The sequence below is a fragment of the Bradyrhizobium sp. USDA 4011 genome, from assembly GCF_054063415.1.
In genome coordinates, this window is sequence record NZ_JBSSGG010000001.1 from 7,287,460 (window position 1) to 7,306,065 (window position 18,606).

At 64.4% G+C, this 18,606-nt stretch carries 19 protein-coding genes and 1 pseudogene; 10 read left to right on the plus strand and 10 right to left on the minus strand.

Translation table 11 applies throughout. From position 1 onward, the window contains the following. The 3 genes from ACVW1C_RS34280 to ACVW1C_RS34290 all read right to left on the minus strand — a co-directional run bounded on the left by ACVW1C_RS34280 (nt 1) and on the right by ACVW1C_RS34290 (nt 3,055). On the minus strand, nt 1-1,482 hold the full coding sequence (locus ACVW1C_RS34280; RefSeq protein WP_456762053.1) for a hypothetical protein: 1,482 nt from the start codon (nt 1,480-1,482) through the stop codon (nt 1-3). Between the two features lie 447 nt (nt 1,483-1,929). Next, nucleotides 1,930-2,355, minus strand: a complete 426-nt coding sequence (locus ACVW1C_RS34285) for a universal stress protein (RefSeq protein ID WP_021077991.1) — start codon at nt 2,353-2,355, stop codon at nt 1,930-1,932. 157 nt (nt 2,356-2,512) lie between these two features. Next, entirely contained in the window at nt 2,513-3,055 is a 543-nt protein-coding gene (locus tag ACVW1C_RS34290) for a SixA phosphatase family protein (RefSeq protein WP_456762054.1), read from the minus strand. A gap of 95 nt (nt 3,056-3,150) precedes the next feature. On the opposite strand from ACVW1C_RS34290, the gene ACVW1C_RS34295 reads away from it, so the two are divergent. The 5 genes and pseudogenes from ACVW1C_RS34295 to ACVW1C_RS34315 all read left to right on the plus strand — a co-directional run bounded on the left by ACVW1C_RS34295 (nt 3,151) and on the right by ACVW1C_RS34315 (nt 11,141). Next, entirely contained in the window at nt 3,151-4,647 is a 1,497-nt protein-coding gene (locus ACVW1C_RS34295; protein ID WP_456762055.1) for an NAD(P)/FAD-dependent oxidoreductase, read from the plus strand. A gap of 87 nt (nt 4,648-4,734) precedes the next feature. Further along, nucleotides 4,735-5,235 (plus strand): peptide-methionine (R)-S-oxide reductase MsrB, encoded by a 501-nt coding sequence (gene msrB, locus ACVW1C_RS34300; RefSeq protein ID WP_456762056.1) that lies wholly within the window; start codon nt 4,735-4,737, stop codon nt 5,233-5,235. A gap of 260 nt (nt 5,236-5,495) precedes the next feature. Further along, nucleotides 5,496-7,329: pseudogene (locus ACVW1C_RS34305) on the plus strand (flagellar hook-basal body complex protein). A gap of 46 nt (nt 7,330-7,375) precedes the next feature. Next, nucleotides 7,376-9,253, plus strand: a complete 1,878-nt coding sequence (gene flgK, locus ACVW1C_RS34310) for a flagellar hook-associated protein FlgK (protein WP_456762057.1) — start codon at nt 7,376-7,378, stop codon at nt 9,251-9,253. 7 nt (nt 9,254-9,260) lie between these two features. Continuing rightward, on the plus strand, nt 9,261-11,141 hold the full coding sequence (locus ACVW1C_RS34315) for a flagellar protein (RefSeq protein WP_456762058.1): 1,881 nt from the start codon (nt 9,261-9,263) through the stop codon (nt 11,139-11,141). Nucleotides 11,142-11,274: 133 nt separating this feature from the next. Here the strand turns inward: ACVW1C_RS34315 and flbT are convergent, their stop codons facing one another. Further along, entirely contained in the window at nt 11,275-11,706 is a 432-nt protein-coding gene (gene flbT / locus ACVW1C_RS34320) for a flagellar biosynthesis repressor FlbT (protein ID WP_176530212.1), read from the minus strand. A 229-nt stretch (nt 11,707-11,935) separates the two neighbouring features. Then, entirely contained in the window at nt 11,936-12,088 is a 153-nt protein-coding gene (locus tag ACVW1C_RS34325; RefSeq protein ID WP_207831171.1) for a hypothetical protein, read from the minus strand. Here ACVW1C_RS34325 and ACVW1C_RS34330 point away from each other — a divergent pair. The 3 genes from ACVW1C_RS34330 (at nt 12,075) to ACVW1C_RS34340 (ending at nt 14,206) form a co-directional block, all read left to right on the plus strand. After that, a complete protein-coding gene (locus ACVW1C_RS34330; protein ID WP_456762059.1) occupies nt 12,075-13,244 on the plus strand; it encodes a flagellin N-terminal helical domain-containing protein in 1,170 nt (389 codons plus the stop codon). The two genes, ACVW1C_RS34325 and ACVW1C_RS34330, sit on opposite strands and share 14 nt — an antisense overlap. A gap of 205 nt (nt 13,245-13,449) precedes the next feature. Continuing rightward, nucleotides 13,450-13,815, plus strand: a complete 366-nt coding sequence (gene flaF, locus ACVW1C_RS34335; RefSeq protein WP_050403500.1) for a flagellar biosynthesis regulator FlaF — start codon at nt 13,450-13,452, stop codon at nt 13,813-13,815. A gap of 28 nt (nt 13,816-13,843) precedes the next feature. Further along, entirely contained in the window at nt 13,844-14,206 is a 363-nt protein-coding gene (locus ACVW1C_RS34340) for a hypothetical protein (protein WP_092115432.1), read from the plus strand. 17 nt (nt 14,207-14,223) lie between these two features. Here the strand turns inward: ACVW1C_RS34340 and ACVW1C_RS34345 are convergent, their stop codons facing one another. The 4 genes from ACVW1C_RS34345 to ACVW1C_RS34360 all read right to left on the minus strand — a co-directional run bounded on the left by ACVW1C_RS34345 (nt 14,224) and on the right by ACVW1C_RS34360 (nt 16,771). Further along, nucleotides 14,224-14,610, minus strand: a complete 387-nt coding sequence (locus tag ACVW1C_RS34345) for a hypothetical protein (RefSeq protein WP_456762060.1) — start codon at nt 14,608-14,610, stop codon at nt 14,224-14,226. A 162-nt stretch (nt 14,611-14,772) separates the two neighbouring features. Continuing rightward, nucleotides 14,773-15,267, minus strand: coding sequence for a hypothetical protein (locus ACVW1C_RS34350; RefSeq protein WP_456762061.1), 495 nt, complete (start codon nt 15,265-15,267; stop codon nt 14,773-14,775). Nucleotides 15,268-15,290: 23 nt separating this feature from the next. Further along, nucleotides 15,291-15,647: a flagellar assembly peptidoglycan hydrolase FlgJ gene (gene flgJ, locus ACVW1C_RS34355; protein ID WP_212310066.1), complete on the minus strand. Its 357-nt coding sequence runs from the start codon at nt 15,645-15,647 to the stop codon at nt 15,291-15,293. Beyond that, nucleotides 15,647-16,771 carry a flagellar basal body P-ring protein FlgI gene (locus tag ACVW1C_RS34360; protein ID WP_176530217.1) on the minus strand — a complete coding sequence of 375 codons (1,125 nt, stop codon included), beginning with the start codon at nt 16,769-16,771 and terminating at the stop codon, nt 15,647-15,649. The genes flgJ and ACVW1C_RS34360 overlap by 1 nt, the downstream gene beginning before the upstream one ends. Nucleotides 16,772-17,036: 265 nt before the next feature. Here ACVW1C_RS34360 and ACVW1C_RS34365 point away from each other — a divergent pair, with 265 nt between their 5' ends. Next, nucleotides 17,037-17,450 (plus strand): flagellar assembly protein FliX, encoded by a 414-nt coding sequence (locus ACVW1C_RS34365; RefSeq protein ID WP_456762062.1) that lies wholly within the window; start codon nt 17,037-17,039, stop codon nt 17,448-17,450. 25 nt (nt 17,451-17,475) lie between these two features. Here ACVW1C_RS34365 and ACVW1C_RS34370 read toward each other — a convergent pair whose 3' ends face one another. After that, on the minus strand, nt 17,476-17,862 hold the full coding sequence (locus tag ACVW1C_RS34370; protein ID WP_074131694.1) for a winged helix-turn-helix transcriptional regulator: 387 nt from the start codon (nt 17,860-17,862) through the stop codon (nt 17,476-17,478). Between the two features lie 101 nt (nt 17,863-17,963). Between ACVW1C_RS34370 and ACVW1C_RS34375 the strand changes: the two genes are divergently transcribed. Further along, on the plus strand, nt 17,964-18,575 hold the full coding sequence (locus ACVW1C_RS34375) for an NAD(P)-dependent oxidoreductase (RefSeq protein ID WP_456762063.1): 612 nt from the start codon (nt 17,964-17,966) through the stop codon (nt 18,573-18,575). The last annotated feature ends 31 nt before the right edge of the window (nt 18,576-18,606 follow it).

An 18,606-nucleotide genomic window follows, 5' to 3' on the forward strand; every position in this document is an offset into this window, starting at 1 on the left:
CTACTTAACCGGCCCGTTGGCCTCGAAGTCAGCCTTCGTGGTGTAATAACCACGAGGGTAGTAAGGCCCCATGACCGCAGCCTCCGCGCCAGGCTTGTCGACCTTCGCTGGGCTGTACTCCCAGTCTTTCTGCGGGACCATGAAGCGCATGAGCAGCATGCCCCAATCCTTGCGGTTGCGCGGATCGCTCAAGCCCTCACCAGGCCCCCAATCGACCCACGCGACGCCGTTCTCGTTCGTCGCGTTCTTGGGTCGATCCTCCGGGCGGCTCACGACGATGGTGTAAAAGCCATCCTTGTCTACGGGCACCTGCATGTCGAAGACGCCGTCCCACAGTTCGCCCGACGGTGCCGAGGCTACGGTCACGACCGACCAGTAGGTGACCTGCGCTTCGGGCATCGTCTTGGCTCCCGCAAAGGTGTCGGGGAAGGTCGGCAGTTTGGCCCGAAAAACGTAGACGGAGCCAAATTGCCGGGAGAGATAGTTGACCATGTACTCGGTAGTGGGGTCGCCGCCACCTTCCATCTCGGTCGCGACCTTGATCATCGACCGCTCCTCCGGCTTCATGAAAGCGCCAGCGAGCGTGTACTTCATGCCCCAGAACAGCTCGAATTGGGCATCGTGGCGAGCGGGTGCCGTTGCGGGCGTGAGCACCGGATCGTTATCCTTCGCATCAACCAATTTATACCACTGGTCTACAGTCAGCGGCGGAGGGGCTGACCCCATCGGCCGACCCCATTTCTTGACCACTTCCTCGCCTGAGAGCCGCGTCCCGTCGGCGAGCTTGCCCTCGTAGGTGACACCGGGGCCTTCAAGGGAAGGCGTATCCGCTGGCCCCCAACCCGCACCATCAAATCCCTTGTCCGAAACGTAAATGCGGAAGCCAGCCTGAACTTCCTTTTCGTCTCGGCCTGCGTACACCGTGTTCTTTGGACGCTCGGCCGCGTTCGCGGGCGGCTCATCCGCAAGTACGTGGAGTGTGAAATTGCGGTTCGGGACCAGGCGGTCCGCGCCGACCTTGTATGGATTGGCTGATCCCGCGTCCGGCTCGATGTCGTAGCCCGCCAGTGATGCATCGGGGACGGCGACGAAAGTATTGCGTTCAAATTTGTACAGATTGAACTTGAAATAACGCGCGTGGGGGTATCGGCCTCGGATCGTGAGCGAGCTTCCAGCGGGCATCATCAGCTGACCAAAAAAATACGTCGGCCGCTGATCGGGCCAAAGGTTGGGGTTCTGATAGGGCTTGGGATCCGGCAGATAATTCCAATAGGCCCAGCCACGCGGGCCCTGAAATAAGCCATTCCGATTGTAACGTTCGTCGGTGCGGATCACCGCGCCCAATGGAACGTCGCCGTTACGATTGATGCCCTTTGCCGTAGCCCTTCTCTCAAGTGAAAAGGAGTCCTGGGCGAGGCCCGAAACAGTGGTCGCCAGAAAAAGAAAAGCGGTGGTCAACGCCACCGACAACCGCGCGCCCATATCACCTCCGCAGCGTCCACGAAGTGTTACGAAGAGGCACAAAAAAATAATCTAGCCGAAACATCCCTCTCGTGTTGATTTAGATCAATATTGTCCGGCTGTGTCTCCGGCGTGGGCACGACGTCGGTTTAGGGCCAAAAGGCGACGTCGGCCACTGAAGAACTTGTCGCCATTTTCCCGATCGGGGCTCAAGCTACTCCTGTGGTTGGATTAGAGCAGGATGAGATCAGGCTGCGGCCGCGAATAGCGCGCGTTCTCTCTCCCGCCTGCGACGTGTGGGGCGAGGGGATGCGGGGCGCAATTTTCGGAATATTAGAAAAATATCCCTGAGTTGCCCGACGTGTCAAGTCGCCTGGTCGAACCCCGCCAGCCGCCGGCTCCTTTGCATGGGGTTGTTTTCGATATTTTGGCAGCGCCGCCGGCGACGGCCCCATCACTCGTCCCGTCTTAGTGCCGCACCACGAGCACCGAGCATTTGGCGTAGCGCACCACGTGTCCGGCGTTCGAGCCGAGGAAGTAGGTGCGCATCGCCGGGCGGTGCGAGGTCATCACGATCAGGTCGGCCTTCATGGTCGCGGCCTCTTCGAGGATCTCGTGATAGATGCCGCCCTGGCGGACCACGCCCGAGATGCGCCCGGGCGCGATGCCGGATTCGCGCGCGACGATCGCGAGCGCTTCTTCCGATGTTTCACGCTGCTGGCTGTCGAAATCCGCCGGCACATATTCGGCGAGCATCACCGGCGTCATCGGCAATACGTTGAGCAGCCGCACCGCTCCGTTCCAGGTTTGCGATAATGTTGCAGCGGTTGCGATCGCCGGCTTCGCCAGATCGGTATCGGCGAGGTCGATCGGCACGAGAATGGACTTGTACATCTGCGCCTCCTGTCCGCGATTGGTCTGGAGCCGTTTGGTCCCTGTGCCGGGACGCGCGCCTTCTTTTTCTTCGGATAGCTTGTCGTGTCGCCGCGAACCGGTCCCCCTGTCGCGCCGAGATCAATATAGCATGGCAGGGCGGCGCTGTCCGCTTGCGTCAGCCGCGTGAGGCCTGCTTCAACAGTTTAGGGCTGACGAACAGGACGAGCTTGCCGCGCCGGAAGGAGACGTCGTTCCAATCGTCGGTCGCAAAGTCGAACACGGCGAGCCCCGAGGTCGGCAGATTGTTGCCGAGCGCGCGCTTGGCGGCCTCCTCGCCGCTGCCGGTCAGTGTCAGCGCGAGCTCGTGCATGCCGGGATTATGGCCGATCAGCATCAGCCGCTTCGGGTCGGTGACGGAGGCCATCCGGATCGCGGTGAGCAATTGCGCCGGATCGGCGCCGTAGAGTTCCGGCACGAATTCGACTTTCGGCGCACGTCCGGCGCCCTTCAGCGCCTCGCGCACGATCTCCCAGGTCTGCGTGGTGCGGACCGCCGGCGACACCAGCGTCAGGTCGGGCAGGGGCGGGTGACGGGCGATCCAGCCGCCGATCTCCGCCGCATCGCGGTGGCCGCGCTCGTCGAGACGACGGTCCTGGTCCTGCCCCGAAGGCGCGTCGGTTTCGGTCTTGGCGTGACGCAGCAGCAGCAAACGGCGCATGGACTTCCATCTCGATTCGGTCTGGTCGAATTAAATTCTACAGGCGCATGCCCTGGACAAGGTGACAAGCGCCGCAGCGGTTCGTAAGAAACGACATGAGCGAGACTTCCACAAGTGCGGCAGACGGCCCCGACGAGGCGGCCTCACCGGTCCGCGACCGTCTGGCATTCGACCTCGACGTCGACATTTGCGTGGTCGGGGCGGGGCTGGCCGGCCTGACCGTGGCACGCGAGGCGGCGCGGCTTGGCGCCAGCGTCGCCGTGCTCGAGGGCCGCCAGGTCGGCTGGAACGCCTCCGGCCACCATCTCGGCACCGTGATGCCGGGTTTCGGCCTGCCGATAGCAGACGTGATCGAGCGCGTCGGCCTCGATGATGCCCGCGAATTGTGGGCGCTCTCGAAAGAGGGCGCAGAGTATGTCCGCGCCACTGCCACCGAGGAGCTGATCCCGGGCATCAGGGCGAGCGACGGCGCGCTGGAAGTCTCCAATGTGGATGTCGGCGAAGCGCTGATCAGCCGCCTGCAGATGCTGGGTGAGGAATTTGCCACCGAAGTCGAGGGCTGGCAGGTCGATCGCGTGCGCAGCGTGCTCAGGACCAGGCGCTATTTCCACGGCATCTATTATCCGAAGGCGTTCCAGATCGACGGCCGCAAATATGTGCACGGTCTCGCCGCGCTGGCGATGCGGGCAGGCGTGCGGATCTTCGAGGAGACGCCGGTCGTCAGCATCGATTTCTCCGGCATTCGCAAGCGCATCGTGACGCCGACGGCGCGGTTGCGCGCCAACCACATTGTGCTCGCCGGCAACATCCATCTCGGCGCGCCGCTGAAGCGCTTGTCGGATACGCTGCTGCCGGTATGGCGCTACGCGGCGTTGACCGAACCGCTCGGGGAACGGCTGGCGGAGGCGATCGCCTTTTCCGGCTCGGTCGTCGACAGCGACGGCATCGACCATTTCCGTGTCGTCGATGGCGATCGCCTGTTGTGGGCCAGTCCCGAAACCACCTGGGACGCGCGGCCGAAGCGGTTCGGCCCGGCGGTGCAGCGACGCATCGCCACGGTGTTTCCCCAGCTCGGCAAGGTCCCGATCGCCGACACGTTCGGTGGCGCAGTCGGCGTCACCGTGCATGGCATGCCGCAGATCGGGCAGTTACGCAGGGGCCTGTGGGTGGCGAGCGGCTTCGGCCGGCAGGGGCTCAACACCTCGGCGCTCGCGGGCCAGTTGATCGCCCGCAGCATCCTGTGGGGCGACGACCGCTGGCGGCTGTTTTCGCCGTTCGAGCTGGTCTGGGCCGGCGGCACCACCGGCCGCGTCGCCGGTCATTTCATCAGCCTGTGGGCGAGGGGCGCCGCGTCCGCGGCGGGCGTGCTGGCGCGTTACCGCGAGGGTGCACGTGCGAAGGAGCGCCGCCGCGAGGCGCGGCTGGCCGAGGCCAATCTCAAGGCGGGAACCCGGGGACCGCCGCCCCGCCGCCCGCCGCCGTCGGCCGCGCGCCCGGTGCCGCCGCCCGCGCCCCGGCAGGTTGAGGACGGTGAGCCGCCATCTGCCCATCCCTCGCAAGAAAGTGAGCGGATCTCCGACGGGCGGATGTAACGTCTGGCGGCGGGGTTCGTATTTGGTGTCGAGCCGGTTTGCCGGTCTTGTCTCGCCGGCTTTGGCCGCCCGCATCGGAGATGATTGATGATCGATCGCCGCATCCTGCTTGCTTCCGTCGCCGGCCTGTTCGGCCTCGCCACCTTCCGCTGGCTGCGCGCCTCGCCGGCGCAGGCCGCCGAGAAATTCGAGATCGAGAAGACCGACGCCGAATGGCGCGCGCAACTGACGCCGCAGCAATACGAGATCCTGCGCCAGGAGGGCACCGAGCGGCCGGGATCGAGCCCGCTGCTCAAGGAGCACCGCAAGGGCACTTTCGCCTGCGCCGGCTGCGACCTGCCGCTGTTCTCGTCCGAGACCAAGTATGAGAGCGGCACCGGCTGGCCGAGCTTCTGGAAGCCGCTGGACAATGCGATCGGCACCACGTCGGACCGCACCTTCGGCATGCTGCGCACCGAGGTGCATTGCCGCCGCTGCGGCGGCCATCTCGGCCATGTCTTCGACGACGGCCCGAAGCCGACCGGGCTGCGCTACTGCATGGACGGTTTTGCGCTGGTGTTTCACCCGGCCGACCCCTCGGCGACCTGACGCCTACAGCGATTTCGAGCGAAGGGTTCGCATCAAGAAAACGCGTTCAGGCCACGACGGGGGGCGCGGTCAGAACTGCGCGCTGTCCCGGCAATTGTTGCCTGCCCGGCAATTGTGCCCCGGTTAAACGGCCGGGGCTTTTTTTTCAAGCGCATGATTTTGTTACGTTTCGTTTCGTGGCACGACCTTTGCGACATGCTCCGCCGATGCGGCCATTCCTGTGATTGCCAGCCGCCGGGAATCGAATTGGAGAACATGTCATGGGTATCTTCGGCGCTCTCACGACGGCTGTCGGTGGCTTGCGCGCAGGGTCGTACGCGCTCGAGAACATCTCCGGCAACATCGCCAACTCGCAGACCACGGCCTTCAAGCGCATCGATACCTCCTTTCTCGACCTCGTCCCGCAGACCGCGCTGACCGCGCAGCTCGCCGGCGGCGTCACGGCGCAGTCGCGCTCGACCAACTCGGTGCAGGGCGACGTGCAGTCGGCGTCGGTCGCGACCTTCATGGCGATCAACGGCAACGGCTTCTTCGCGGTGCAAAAGCCGGGCAGCTTCACCGACGGCTCGCCGGTGTTCGACGGCGTCGACCGCTACACCCGCCGCGGCGATTTCCAGCTCAACAAGGACGGCTATCTCGTCAACGGCGCCGGCTACTATCTCGAGGGCGTGCCGATCGACCCGACCACCGGCAACCCCTCGGGCTCCTCGCCGCAGGTGCTGCGGTTCAAGAACGACTTCCTGCCGGCGCAGCAGACCACCAAGATCGACTACCGCGCCAACCTCGCGTCCTACCCCCTGACCACGGCGCACGACACCTCGGTTCCGGGCTCCGAGTTGATCCGGCCGGGCGCGTTCAGCGCCGGACATAACCCGCTGGTGCTGGGTACGCCGGCCGCGCCATATACCGATTCATCGGTCACCGGCACCGCGCAGAACAACAAGGCGACGCCGTCGGTGGCCAATACCGCAGCGACCCTGCTGTCGGGCGCGGCGGGCAGCGATTCGATCAATGCCAATTTCAGCGCTGGCTCGGCCGGCCCCCCGGTCGTGCCGGCCGATACGATCACGGTCAACGGCACCGTCATCACCTTCGTGGCTTCGGGCGCGACCGGCAACCAGCTGAACGTCACCGACAGCATCGGGACGCTGCTCGCCAAGATCGACTCGATCACCGGCACCGCGACGCCGTCGACGATCAGCGGCGGCAAGATCACCCTGCACTCCGGCACGTCGGCCGACCTCAACGTGACGAGCTCGAACTCGACCGCGCTCGCGGCGCTCGGCTTCACCGGCTCGGCGGTTGCGACCCGCGGCGGCGGCGGCACCGTGGGCACCGGCCAGGTCGTCGGCAACGACAACTCGACCTTCCTGAACGAATCCGTCTCGGGCGGCGCCGTCACGGCCTACGACGTGTCGGGTGCGCCGGTGAACCTGCAATTCCGCTGGGCCAAGACCGACAGCTCCTCGCTTGGCGCCGGCCATACCGATAGCTGGAACCTGTTCTATCAGGTCAATCCCAATGCAACCGGCACGCAGGTCTCCTGGCAGAACGCCAACATCAACTTCACCTTTGCGTCGAACGGCCAGATGTCGCCGGCGATCTCCTCGGTCGCGCTCAACAATGCCGTCGTCAACGGCGTGTCGCTCGGCAGCCCCGTGATCAATTTCGGCTCCGGTGGCGTGACCCAGTTCGCGGACGCCAACGGCAACGTCCAGGTCAACCAGATCCAGCAGGACGGCTTCCCGGCCGGCCAGCTGCAGTCGGTCAGCGTCTCGACCAACGGCCGCATCGTCGGCAACTACACCAACGGCCGCAACATCGACCTCGCCGAAATCTCGGTGGCGACCTTCAACGGCACCAACTTCCTCAAGCGCATCGACGGCGGCGCTTTCGAGGCAACCGACGAGTCCGGCGCGGCGTTGTTCGGCAAGTCCGGCACCATCGTCGGTTCGTCGCTCGAGAGCTCGAACACCGATATCGCCGACGAGTTTCACCAAGCTGATCGTGACGCAGCAGGCCTATTCGGCCAACACCAAGGTGATCACGACGACCAATTCGATGGTGCAGGACCTCCTGAACGTCGTCCGCTGATCGCATCAGACATGCGCGCGTGAAGCAGTAAAGGCGAGTACACATCATGGGTTTGAGCCAAGCCCTTTCCACCGCGATGTCGGGCCTGCGCGCCACGCAGGCCGCGCTCTCGCTGGTGTCGTCGAACGTCGCCAACGCGGAGACGCCGGGCTACGTCAGGAAGACGCTGAACCAGGATACCGGCACCACCGGCCAGTTCGGGTCGAGCGTTCTCATCACCGGCGTCAACCGCCAGCTCGACGAATTCCTGCAGACCCAGCTTCGCACCGAGACGTCGGGCGCGTCCTACGCCGACGTCCGCTCGAGCTTCCTCGCCAATCTGCAGGGCGTCTACGGCAATCCCGACTCCACCGGCACGATCGAGGACGCCTACAACAAGTTCCTGACCGCGGTGCAGGGCTTGTCGACCAGCCCGGACTCGCAGTCGGCCCGGATCGGCGTCGTCAATGCCGCGCAATCCATGGCGCAGCAGCTCAACGCGACCTCGCAGGGCATCCAGACGCTGCGCGCCAACGCCGAGGCTGGCATCAGCGACTCCGTCAATACCGCCAACAATGCCATGCAGCAGATCGCGCGCCTCAACGTGCAGCTGCAGGCCAATGGCGGCACGACCGACGCCTCGACCGCGGCATTGCTCGATCAGCGCGATCGCTACGTCACCCAGCTTTCGCAGCTGATGGACATCCGCACCGTCACCAACAGCCAGAACCAGGTGACCGTGTTCACCAATTCCGGCGTGCAACTGGTCGGCACCGAAGCGGCGACGCTCAGCTTCAACGCCCAGGGCACGATGACGCCCAACACGCAGTACAATACCGACCCGACCAAGAGCACCGTCGGCACCATCACGATCAATTTCCCGCATGGCGGCACCTATGACATGGTGTCGACCAACTCGATCCGGTCAGGCAAGATCGCCGCCTATCTCGAGCTGCGCGACAACACGCTGGCGCAGGCCCAGACGCAGATCGACCAGTTCGCCGCCGCGATGTCGAGCGCGCTGTCGGACAAGACGACGGCGGGCACCGCGGCGACGGCGGGGGCGCAGTCCGGCTTCGACCTCGATCTCTCGGGGCTGCAGAGCGGCAACACCATCCACGTCTCCTACAAGGACAACACCACCGGCATCACGCACAATCTGTCGATCGTCCGCGTCGACGATCCGAGCGTTCTGCCGCTCAGCAACACCGCAACCGTCGATCCGAACGACGAGGTGCTGGGCGTGGATTTCTCCGGCGGCATGAGCTCGGTGCTGTTGCAGCTCAACGGCGCGCTCGGCGGAACCGGCCTGCAATTCTCCAATCCGTCCGGGTCGACGCTGCGCGTGCTCGACGACGGCGCCGCCAACAAGGCCGACGTGACCGCGGCATCGGTCACATCGACCGTTTCGTCGCTGACGTCGGGCGATCCGCAGCTTCCGCTTTTCACCGACAATGGCGGGCTCTACACCGGCGCGATCACGGCGAACGGCTCGCAGTCGACCGGCCTTGCCGCACGCATCAGCGTCAACACAGCCCTGGTCGGCGACCCCTCGCGCATGGTCGTGTACTCGACCAATCCGCAGACACCGGCCGGCGACACCACGCGCGCCAACCTCATTCTGAACCAGTTGTCGAACGCGTCGTACAGCTATTCGCCGAAGACCGGCCTCGGCACGTCGGGCGCGCCGTTCACCGGCACCCTGTTGAACTTTGCCAAGCAGTTCATCAGCCAGCAGGGCGAATCGGCGACGGCGGCCAAGCAACTGGCCGACGGTCAGGACGTCGTGCTCAATACGCTGCAGAGCAAGATGGACTCGACCTCCGGCGTCAACATGGACGAGGAGATGGCGCATCTGCTGTCGCTGCAGAACGCCTATTCCGCCAATGCGCGCGTGATGTCGTCGATCAAGCAGATGTACGACGCGCTGCTGCAGCTCACGTGAGGGTAACATGTCGATCGACGGCGTAAGCGGCAGAACTTCCTATATCGGCACCACGATCCTCAACCTGCGCAGTCAGCTCAACGACCTGACGACACAGCTTGCGACCGGCAAGGTATCGACGACCTATGCAGGGCAGGGGCTCGATCGCGGCTTCGCGCTAAGCCTGCGCGCCCAGATCAGCGGCATCAATGCGTTCTCGGACACGGCTACCAACCTCAACACCCGCCTGAGTGTCGCCAACCTCACCCTGCAGGGGCTGTCCGACGTCGGGACCCAGGTGAAGAACGCCGCGACGACCGCGACGCTGACGCTCAACAACAGCGGGCAGACGTCGGGCCAGATCACGGCGCAGGCAGCGTTCTCCAACGCAGTCGCGATGCTGAACAGCCAGTCGGGCGACCGCTATCTGTTCTCCGGTCGTGCCATGGACACGCCGGCCACGGTGTCGGCCGACACCATGTTGAAGGGAACGGCAACCCAGGCCGGCCTTACCCAGCTCATCGATGAGCGCAAGCAGGCCGATCAGGGCACCAGTTTGATGGGACGCCTGAGCGTCTCGTCGCCGCCGTCGACGACGACGGTGACCAGCGTTGCCGAGGACGGCTCGCCGTTCGGCCTGAAGCTGCTGTCGGTGCAGTCGTCGTTGACCGGCGCCACCGTGACGCAGCCGGCCGGCACGCCGAAGTCCACCTCGGTCGATCTCGGCGCCGTCAATCCCAAGGATGGCGACAAGATCAAGTTCAACTTCACGCTGCCCGACGGCACCACCGATGCGATCGAGCTCACGGCGACGACCACGAACCCGCCGCCGGCCGGCTCGTTCCTGATCGGTGCCGACACCACGGCGACGACGGCCAACCTTCAATCGACGCTGACCTCGTCCATCAAGACGCTGAGCGACACGTCGCTGGTGGCGGCCTCCGCGGTCGCGGCATCCAACAACTTCTTCAATCCGGTCGCGACCGTCGCTGGCGCCGCCGTCAACAACCAGAACACGCCGCCGGCGCCGATCAGCGGCGCTACCGCCCTTTCGGGCGCGGCGGGCACCGACTCGCTGTCGACGAGTTTCGCGGCCGGCGACACCATCACGGTCAACGGCACCCCGATCACCTTCGTTGCCTCGGGCGCCACCGGCAACCAGGTCAACGTCACCGACAGCGTGCAGACGCTGATGGCCAAGATCGACCAGATCAGCGGCACCAAGAACCCGTCGACCATCAGCAATGGTGCGATCACGCTTCACGGCGCCGATGGTCAGAACCTCTCGATCTCGAGCTCCAACACGGCCGCACTTGGCGCGCTCGGCATCGCCAACAACACGACCGCAACCCCGGCGCCGCTCCGGGTAGGGGGACCGCCATTCGATACCGCGACCAACCTGGTCGCGGGCACGCCGGATAACACCGTGTACTGGTACACCGGCGAGAACGGCCCGGGATCGGCGCGCGGCACCGCCGTCGCGCAGGTCGATCAGTCGATCACCGTGCAGTATGGCGCGCGTGCCAACGAGCAGGCCTTCCGCTACCTGCTGCAGAACGTCGCGGTGTATGCGGCGGTGACCACCAACGCCAGCAACCCGAATGCAAGCGCGCAGGTGACGGCGCTCGCGCAGCGCGTCAGCGGGAATCTTGCGCCGCAGAACGGCCAGCAGCAGATCCAGGACGTGCAGGCCGAGTTCGCCGGCGCGCAGACGGCGACCAAGGCGGCTACCGATCGTCAGACCCAGCTCAAGGCCATGGCGGAAACGATGCTCGACTCGGTCGAGGGCGTCAATCAGGACGAGGTCGCGACCAAGATCCTGGCGCTACAGACCAGCCTGCAGGCCTCGTACCAGACCACGTCGATGCTGTATCAGACCACGTTGTTGAAATATCTGCCGATCGCCTGATCGCTTGCCTCTGATCTCCAGCCAGCAAAAAGGCCTCCCTCGCGGAGGCCTTTTTCGTTCAGGCGATGGCCAGAGCGTTTTCAAGCGAAGGGATGCCGGTTCGCGTGAAGAAAACGCGTCAAAGCAGCAAGCTCTACGCGCTCTTGCGGGTATCGTCCTGATTGCCGTTCTGCTGACCGCGTGCGGTTTCCAGCAGCTTCTCCTCATGCGCGATCAGCTTCTTGGATTCCTTCAACGCGTGATAGAGATCGCCGTTGAGGATGAAGTTGTTGACGCTCTCGATGAACGGCCAGGCGCTTGGCATCGCGGTGATGATGTCGCGCACCAGACTGAAATAGGTCGGGTGGTGCGCCATCGGGTCCGGCGACAGATACATCAGCTGCACCGCGAGATAGATCAGCTTCGCCGGCGTGTCCGCGGTCTCCGGCGTCAGGATGTCCTTCTCGCGCAGGATCGGGATGCGGTCGCCGTCGATCAAGAGGCGGGCACGCTGCTCGGTGTTGGTGATTACGCAATTGCCGACGATGATGCGCTCGTTCGGTTTGAGTTCGACCTTCAGGGCCATGACCGTTCTCCTTTGCCGGGCAGTCGCGCGATATCGTTGCAGCGGAACGAAGTTGAATTCGGCAATGCTTAACAGCCGCCGTTGCGGCCCGGGGCCGATGCGACAGCGATCCTTTCCCATGATGGTTAACGCTTGGTGAACAGCGGGGCAGCGCGCGTGGCGGGATCCGGCCGAAATCGGCAAGCGGCTCAGTAGTTTTCGTGGTGAAGCTCACCCAGTGGCGACAATTTTATTCTTCGGCATTTGTCTCAAATGCCGTGCTGGAGATTTCTTTTTCCTTGGCGGCTTGACCGCAGGATCGGCCATCCGCCCGGTCAGAAAGGATTGGCGCGGTTTTTTTCTCAGTTTCACACCAGAAAGGTATGAAAATGTCCGGTATCATTCTCTCCTCCTCCGTTCGTCAGAACCTCCTCTCCCTCCAGTCCACCGCCGATCTGCTCTCCACGACGCAGAACCGTCTTGCCACCGGCAAGAAGGTCAATACGGCGCTCGACAACCCGACCAACTTCTTCACCGCGCAGTCGCTCGACAACCGCGCCAGCGACATCAACAATCTGCTCGACGGCATCGGCAACGGTGTGCAGGTGCTGCAGGCTGCCAACACCGGCATCACCTCGCTGCAGAAGCTGGTCGATACTGCGAAGTCGATCGCCAACCAGGTGCTGCAGAGCCCGACCGGCTACACCACGAGGTCGCAGGTCAGCTCCACCGCGGCGCTGGGCGGCACGGCAGCCAACCTCGTCGATGGCACCACGATCAAGAGCGGCGACGTGCTGGCGATCGCGGCCTCGGCCGGTCAGCCCGCTTTCAGCTTCACCTTCGGGGCCAGCAGCTCGCTGGCGCAGCTGAATACGTCGCTGGCGGCCAGCAACCTGACGGCGAGCCTCGACAGCTCCAACAAGCTCGTCATCACCACGACCAACGACGCGGCGTCTTCGACAATCGGTGCGGTGACCTTCACCAACACCGGCGGCGGCACTGCGACGTTCGGCGCGGCCGGCACGGCGCCGGTTGCCGACCCGGCGTCGCAGTCGGCGCGTGCCGCTTTGGTGACGCAGTACAACAACACCATCGCGCAGATCACGACCACGGCGCAGGACGCCTCGTTCAACGGTATCAACCTGTTGAACGGCGACAACCTGAAGCTGACCTTCAACGAGACCGGCAAGTCCACGCTCGCCATCAGCGGCGTCACCTTCAATGCCACCGGCCTCGGCCTGAAATCGCTGGCGGCAGGCACCGACTTCCTTGATAACAACTCGGCGAACAGTGTCATTGCGTCCCTGAGCTCGGCGAGTTCCTCGCTGCGCAGCGAAGCCTCGACGCTGGGTTCGAACCTGTCGATCGTGCAGATCCGTCAGGACTTCTCGAAGAACCTGATCAACGTGCTGCAGACCGGTTCGTCCAACCTGACGCTGGCCGACACCAACGAGGAAGCGGCCAACAGCCAGGCGCTGTCGACCCGCCAGTCGATCGCGGTCTCGGCATTGGCGCTGGCCAACCAGAGCCAGCAGAGCGTGCTGCAGCTGCTCCGCTAAGCACGCCGACAAGTGGTTCAACAGCGGCGGGGGAAACCCCGCCGTTTTTCTTTGTCTCCGGGATATTACGGTATCTTTCCATGGCCGTCAGAACGGCGCATTTCGTAACGCCTGCTAACCATATTTAAAGGCGCCGGATGCATAAATATCGGGCGCTAGAATTGCGTCTCCGCGGCCCGAAATCCGCATCCCATCGAGGTCATTAATGTCGAATGCAGCCCAGGCCTACGCCCGTACGTCAACGACGACGGCCTCCCCACGTGAAATCGAAGCGCAAGCGCTGTTGAAGGCCGCGCGGCAGCTGCAGGAGGTCCAGGCGAACTGGAATGGGCTCGACAAGGCGCTCGATCACGCATTGCTGTTCAATCGCCGCCTGTGGTCGATCTTCCTCAGCGCTGCAGAGGGCGCCGACAATCCGCAGCCGCTCGAGGTGCGTCAGAACATCGCGAACATCAGCGTGTTCGTGATGAAGCAGACCATCGACATCCAGATGAATCCGGACCCGGCGAAGCTGAAGTCGCTGATCGACATCAACTGCAACATCGCCGCCGGTCTTTCGGGCCGCGGCTGATCGGCCAGTTCACAACGGAGCTCTCGGCATGGCCGACGTGTTGAGCATCCTGTCCGCGAACTACAAGGCCGCCGGCCTGACGGTTCCGTCGAAGACGCCCTATGTGGCGGTCGATCCGAAGCTCTATGAGGGCAGCTGGAGCGGCAAGTACGCCAACAACAAGTCGTTCAACATCTCGGTGTCGAACGTCGATGGCTTCCGCGCCAAGGTCCATTATCAGAGCGACGCCACCAGCAAGTATCAGGACGTCCTGATCAAGGACGGCTCGTTCCGGATCGGCGATACCAAGTTTTCGCTGGTGCAGCAGGGGACGGCATTGATTGCCAATGTCGTCACCGATCCGGCCACCGGATCGACCTATCTCGACAAGGCCTACGCCACACAGAAGTGAGGGGCTACCCGCTTGAGTTACGCGCGGCGGTCGGTTGCGCGCGCCCGCGTCGGCGCGTCCTTGCTGAGATCTAGCGCGTGAAAATAGGCGCGGCGGCGCAATACGGCTTCTTCCGGAAACTGTCTCACCACGAGATTCGTGCGATTGTCGACCACCTGATAGACCACGGCGCGCGCGTCGCGGTCGATGATGACCTGGTCGGTGACGGATGCTGCCTGATTTGAGAGCGACGCATTGACGGCGTTGGGGTCTATCGTGACGCGCACGCTCGGCTCCGGAGCGGTTACGCTCTGGCTCGCGGGCAATTCGGTCTTCACCGCCTTCTGCGCCGTATCACTCGTGGGAGTGATCATCGGCGCTGCAACCGGTGCCCCCACCGGCTTGATGTTGAAATCTGTACTCATGGCAGCCTCGTAGTGCACAGGCACTAGTTTGCTTGAGTCAAATCCCAACCCCTCACGATCCGCAACTCTACGGGGAACCTCTCAACGGGCTGTTAGGGAACACGCTGAATGCCGCGCTGCCGGGAGCGCGTCGAATTGAGCTAAATTGTCGGCGTGCGTGCGTCAGAGCGTGCGGCTGACGGCGATCGGCGTCATGTTGCGCGGGCCCGGCGTGGCGCGCTGCCCGTTCGCGGTATAGGTGTTCGGGATGTTGCGGCGCTGCACCTCGGCATTGACGCCGCGCACGATGCCTTCGGAGACCGCGTGCGCGGTCGCAAGCACCGTCAGGTTGACCTGCAGCATCGCGCGGAACGTCTCGTGATGACGCCGTAGCGTTGCGAGCAGTTCGGGGTCGGTCTGCGACAGCATCTTCTGCATCGATTTGAGGTGCTCCACCGCGAGCATGTAGCGGCGCGACAGCTCCGACTTCTGCGCCTCGAGCTGCATGGCCTCGCGGATCTTGCCGGCGCGGACGAACTCGGTCTCCTGCTCGACGACGGTGAGCAGCGCACTCATCACTTCGGTCAGCTCGTTGGCGAGACGTGCGACATCGGGGGGCGTCGTCGTCGCGGGCCGCGCCGCGGGGGCGGCTGGCCGATGCTGTGGACGCTGATTCATCGCGCTGCTCCTTGATAACCGAATTAGCTCTTGTTCGCCTGCTGCAGGATCAGCGAGCGGAACACTTCGTTGGAAATCCCGACGCCGCCGGCCTTGGCGAAGTTCTTCGAATATTCGTCGGTCAGCATCGACCGCCACGCGCCGGTGCCGACCGTGTCGCCGTAGGGGCCTTCACCCTTCAGGCCGGTGGTCATCTGCGAGAACATCGTATTGAGGAACATCGATTCGAAGTCGGTCGCGGTCGCCTTCGCCTTGGTGAGTTGCTGCGGCGAGACCTTCTTCATCGCGTCCTGCAGCACGGGATCGGGGCGGCCGTTGAACATCGGCATCAGCGCCTTGTTCGGCATGCTGCCGGTGGTGCTGTTGATCAGGCTTCCCATCACATCACCTCGATGTCGGCTTCGATCGCGCCGGCGGCCTTGATCGCCTGCAGGATGCTGATGAGGTCGCGCGGTCCGATGCCGAGGCCGTTGAGGCCGTCGACGAGCTGCTGCAGCGAGACGCCGTCCTTGACCACCGCGAACTTCTTGCCGTCCTCGGTGACCTGCACATTGCTGCGCGGCGTCACCACGGTGCGGCCGCGTGACAGCGGATTGGGCTGGCTGACTTGCGGGCTCTCGGAGATCGTGACGGTGAGGTTGCCTTGCGCCACCGCGACGGTGGCGACGCGAACGTCGCGGCCCATCACGATGATGCCTGAGCGTTCGTCGATCACGATCCTCGCGGCGAGGTCGGGATCGACCTGCAACTGCTCGATCTCGGTCAGGAAGGCGACGACGTTGCCCTTGAACTCCGGCGGGATCGAGAGCTGCACCGTGGAGGGATCGAGCGGCTCGGCGGTCTTGACGCCGAGATAGTCGTTGACCGCGGCGGCGATCCGCTTGGCGGTGGTGAAGTCGGCGTTGCGCAGCGCGAGGCGGACATTGGGCAGGCGATTGAGCGCGAACTCGATCTCGCGTTCGATGATGGCGCCGTTGGCGATGCGGCCGACCGTCGGCACGCCGCGCACGACCTTGGCGGCCTCGCCCTCGGCATTGAATCCGGAGATCGCCAGCGTGCCCTGCGCGACCGCGTAGACATTGCCGTCGGCGCCGAGCAGGGGGGTGACGAGCAGGGTGCCGCCGCGCAGATCCTTGGCATCGCCAAGCGCCGAGACGGTGACGTCCATGCGGGTGCCCTGGGTGCCGAACGCCGGCAGATTGCCGGTGACCATCACGGCGGCGACGTTGCCGGTGCGGATGGTGGCGCCGCGGATGTTGACGCCCATGCGCTCTAGCATCGCCTGCAGCGACTGCTTGGTGAAGGGGATGTTGTTGAGCGTATCGCCGGTGCCGTTGAGGCCGACCACGAGGCCGTAGCCGATCAACTGGTTCTGGCGTACGCCCTCGATGTTGGCGAGATCCTTGATCCGCGACGTCGCGGCCGCGGGCATGGCGGACGCCGCCAGCGCCAGCAGCGCGGCGCAGGCCAACCCGAATAAGCTTACGATGCGAATGCCGGGCATCCAATGCTCCCCTCGAACTTCAACTCGCGGATCGGGCGACACTCCCATGACGGCGATCCGCCATTAACCATGCGAGCCGCGTGCCACTCCGTTTCGTTTGGTTAATGTATTGATATATTTATCGAAATTGCCGGTTCGCCGTTCGGTTCCGGTTCGTCAGGGAGCGCGAAACTGCCGTGCGGCGGCAGAAATTGCCGGGTCGTTTACGCAGCGTTAACCATAAAACGGCGATGCTCGTGGCATTCAGGCCTGCGGGATCATGACGATGCGCATCTACGGACCGAACGGCACCACGCTTGGCACGTCCACCAGCGCCACGCGGCGCACCTCGTCGAGCGGGTTCTCGCTGCCGGATGCGACCAGCGCGCAGGAGGAAGTGCGCTCCACCGCCGCGCCGAAGGCCGCCACCAGCCTCGATGCGCTGCTCGCGCTGCAGGGCGTCGAAGACCCGACCGAACGCCGCAAGCGCTCGGTGGCCCGCGGCAAGGGCGCGCTCGACGTGCTCGACGCGCTCAAGCTCGGACTGCTGTCCGGCAATTTCGATTCCTCGACCGTCAACCGGCTGCGTGATGCCGCGGCGAGCCTGAAGGAATCCTCCGGTGATCCCGGCCTCGATGCCGTGCTGGGCGAGATCGAGCTGCGCGTCGAAGTCGAGCTCGCCAAGGCCGGGCAGTATTAGGCTCCTCTCGATCAATTAACTTGCCTCAGGCCGCCAGTGCCTTGCGCTGCGCGTCGTAGCGGCGTTGTGCGGCCAGCACTTCCTTCAGATTCTGCTCGGCCCAGTCGCGCAGCGGATCGACCGCCTCGGCGAGCGTCGAACCGAGCGGCGTGATCGAATACTCCACGGTGACCGGAACGGTTGCGATCGCGCGGCGGCGCAGCAGCCCGTCGCGCTCCAGGCTCTTCAACACCTGCGACAGCATCTTCTGCGAGATGCCTTCGATGGCGCGGCGAAGCTGGTTGAAGCGCATCGGCTCGCTGCGGAGCAGCAGCAGGATCAGCACCGCCCATTTGTCGCCGACCCGGTCGAGGATCTGGCGCGTCGGGCAATTGGCGGCATAGGCGTCCGGCTTCAGGCTGGCGGCTTTCATCGGGTTACTCCGGCGTAATCAGGTGAGACAAGAGTGCCTTCTTCACACCTACATCCATTTCGCTATCTAGTCACCATTGGAAACCATCAATCGGAGACTTGATGAAGATCGCCATCGCCGGCGCGTCCGGCCAGGCCGGCTCGCGCCTTACCGCGGAACTCGCCCGCCGCGGCCACGCCGTCACCGCCATCGCCCGCAACCCGGAGAAGATCGCAACCCTGCCTGGTGTCACCGCCGTGAGGGGGGATGTGAACGACCAGGGCGCCCTGACCGCGCTGTGGGCCGGCCACGATGCCGCGATCAGTTCCGTCCATTTCACCGTCAGCGACCCGGTCAAGCTGATCGGGGCGGCCAAGGCGTCCGGCGTCGGGCGCTATCTCGTGGTCGGCGGCGCCGGCAGCCTCGAAGTGGCGCCGGGCGTCCGCCTGGTGACCACGCCGAACTTCCCGGCCCAGTACAGGGCCGAAGCCTCGAAGGGGGCCGAATTCCTTGACCTGCTGCGCCAGGAAAAGGACCTGAACTGGACCTTTTTGTCGCCCTCGGCGCTGTTCGTGGCGGGCGAGCGGACCGGCAGGTTCCGGCTCGGGACCGACCAGCTTTTGACGGCTGCGGACGGGAAGAGCTCGATCTCGTTCGAGGACTTCGCAGTTGCACTCGCCGACGAAATCGAGCGACCGGCCCATATCCGGCAGCGCTTCACGGTCGGCTACTGACGGGTCAGGAGAGGCGAAAAGCCGGCCCCCG

Coding starts and splice junctions, on each gene's coding strand:
- ACVW1C_RS34280 (WP_456762053.1), bottom strand. CDS start 1,482: ATGGGCGCGCGGTTGTCGGTGGCGTTGACCACCGCTTTTCTTTTTCTG.
- ACVW1C_RS34285 (WP_021077991.1), bottom strand. CDS start 2,355: ATGTACAAGTCCATTCTCGTGCCGATCGACCTCGCCGATACCGATCTG.
- ACVW1C_RS34290 (WP_456762054.1), bottom strand. CDS start 3,055: ATGCGCCGTTTGCTGCTGCTGCGTCACGCCAAGACCGAAACCGACGCG.
- ACVW1C_RS34295 (WP_456762055.1), top strand. CDS start 3,151: ATGAGCGAGACTTCCACAAGTGCGGCAGACGGCCCCGACGAGGCGGCC.
- msrB (WP_456762056.1), top strand. CDS start 4,735: ATGATCGATCGCCGCATCCTGCTTGCTTCCGTCGCCGGCCTGTTCGGC.
- flgK (WP_456762057.1), top strand. CDS start 7,376: ATGGGTTTGAGCCAAGCCCTTTCCACCGCGATGTCGGGCCTGCGCGCC.
- ACVW1C_RS34315 (WP_456762058.1), top strand. CDS start 9,261: ATGTCGATCGACGGCGTAAGCGGCAGAACTTCCTATATCGGCACCACG.
- flbT (WP_176530212.1), bottom strand. CDS start 11,706: ATGGCCCTGAAGGTCGAACTCAAACCGAACGAGCGCATCATCGTCGGC.
- ACVW1C_RS34330 (WP_456762059.1), top strand. CDS start 12,075: ATGTCCGGTATCATTCTCTCCTCCTCCGTTCGTCAGAACCTCCTCTCC.
- ACVW1C_RS34325 (WP_207831171.1), bottom strand. CDS start 12,088: ATGATACCGGACATTTTCATACCTTTCTGGTGTGAAACTGAGAAAAAA.
- flaF (WP_050403500.1), top strand. CDS start 13,450: ATGTCGAATGCAGCCCAGGCCTACGCCCGTACGTCAACGACGACGGCC.
- ACVW1C_RS34340 (WP_092115432.1), top strand. CDS start 13,844: ATGGCCGACGTGTTGAGCATCCTGTCCGCGAACTACAAGGCCGCCGGC.
- ACVW1C_RS34345 (WP_456762060.1), bottom strand. CDS start 14,610: ATGAGTACAGATTTCAACATCAAGCCGGTGGGGGCACCGGTTGCAGCG.
- ACVW1C_RS34350 (WP_456762061.1), bottom strand. CDS start 15,267: ATGAATCAGCGTCCACAGCATCGGCCAGCCGCCCCCGCGGCGCGGCCC.
- flgJ (WP_212310066.1), bottom strand. CDS start 15,647: ATGGGAAGCCTGATCAACAGCACCACCGGCAGCATGCCGAACAAGGCG.
- ACVW1C_RS34360 (WP_176530217.1), bottom strand. CDS start 16,771: ATGCCCGGCATTCGCATCGTAAGCTTATTCGGGTTGGCCTGCGCCGCG.
- ACVW1C_RS34365 (WP_456762062.1), top strand. CDS start 17,037: ATGCGCATCTACGGACCGAACGGCACCACGCTTGGCACGTCCACCAGC.
- ACVW1C_RS34370 (WP_074131694.1), bottom strand. CDS start 17,862: ATGAAAGCCGCCAGCCTGAAGCCGGACGCCTATGCCGCCAATTGCCCG.
- ACVW1C_RS34375 (WP_456762063.1), top strand. CDS start 17,964: ATGAAGATCGCCATCGCCGGCGCGTCCGGCCAGGCCGGCTCGCGCCTT.